This window comes from Streptomyces hygroscopicus subsp. hygroscopicus (genome assembly GCF_030269125.1).
Classification (GTDB): domain Bacteria; phylum Actinomycetota; class Actinomycetes; order Streptomycetales; family Streptomycetaceae; genus Streptomyces; species Streptomyces hygroscopicus_C.
Genome location: NZ_BSSM01000069.1, coordinates 1 through 418 on the forward strand (window position 1 = coordinate 1; position 418 = coordinate 418).

Here is a 418-nt window from a genome sequence, read left to right on the forward strand (position 1 = left end):
GGGTGACCGTCTGGGTGTCCACGGGTGAGGTGGACCCGGTGAAGTCGGCGTCGCCGCTGTAGACGGCGGTGAGGGAGTGGGTGCCGACGGCGAGGGTGGAGGTGGTGAGGGTTGCGGTGCCGCCGCTGAGTGTGGCGGTGCCGATGAGGGTGGCGCCGTCGAAGAAGCTGACGGTGCCGGTGGGGGTGCCCGCACCGGGTGGTACGGCGGTGACCGTCGCCGTCAGGGTTTTCGCCTGGCCGAAGACAGACGGATCGGGCGCGGAGGTGAGGGTGGTGGTACTCGCCCCCTGGGTGACCGTCTGGGTGTCCACGGGTGAGGTGGACCCGGTGAAGTCGGCGTCGCCGCTGTAGACGGCGGTGAGGGAGTGGGTGCCGACGGCGAGGGTGGAGGTGGTGAGGGTTGCGGTGCCGCCGCT

The 418-nt window shown here is 71.3% G+C and carries 1 protein-coding gene; it reads right to left on the reverse strand.

The window, feature by feature from the left end; all coding sequences use genetic code 11:
• A partial coding sequence (locus QSK45_RS38130; protein ID WP_285563541.1) for an Ig-like domain-containing protein occupies positions 1-418 on the reverse strand: 418 nt, incomplete at both ends.